1 protein-coding gene is annotated in these 515 nt (G+C 67.8%); it reads left to right on the forward strand.

Translation table 11 applies throughout. The annotated features are described in order from the left end of the window. The coding region (locus tag IE277_RS46880) for a thiamine pyrophosphate-binding protein (protein ID WP_268252750.1) at positions 1 to 515 on the forward strand (515 nt) is incomplete at both ends.

Below are 515 nucleotides of genomic sequence, written 5' to 3' on the forward strand. Positions count from 1 at the left end.
CGGTATTCGGCATTCCCGGTGGTGCGATCCTGCCGGCGTACGACCCGTTGATGGACTCCACCCGGGTGCGTCATGTCCTGGTCCGGCATGAGCAGGGTGCCGGTCATGCGGCGACCGGTTATGCGCAGGCCACCGGCAGGGTGGGTGTGTGCATGGCGACCTCCGGTCCGGGTGCCACGAATCTGGTCACGCCGATCGCGGACGCCCACATGGACTCGGTGCCGCTGGTCGCGATCACCGGTCAGGTCGCCTCGAAGTCGATCGGCACGGATGCCTTCCAGGAGGCGGACATCGTCGGCATCACGATGCCGATCACCAAGCACAACTTCCTGGTCACCAGGGCCGAGGACATCCCGCGGACCATCGCGCAGGCCTTCCATATCGCCTCGACGGGCCGTCCGGGCCCGGTCCTGGTCGACATCGCCAAGGACGCCCTCCAGGCGAGGACCACGTTCTCCTGGCCGCCCACCATGGATCTGCCGGGCTACCGTCCGGTGACCAAGCCGCACGCCAAG

It is taken from the genome of Streptomyces alanosinicus (assembly GCF_014650595.1).
Taxonomy (GTDB): Bacteria; Actinomycetota; Actinomycetes; order Streptomycetales; family Streptomycetaceae; genus Streptomyces; species Streptomyces alanosinicus.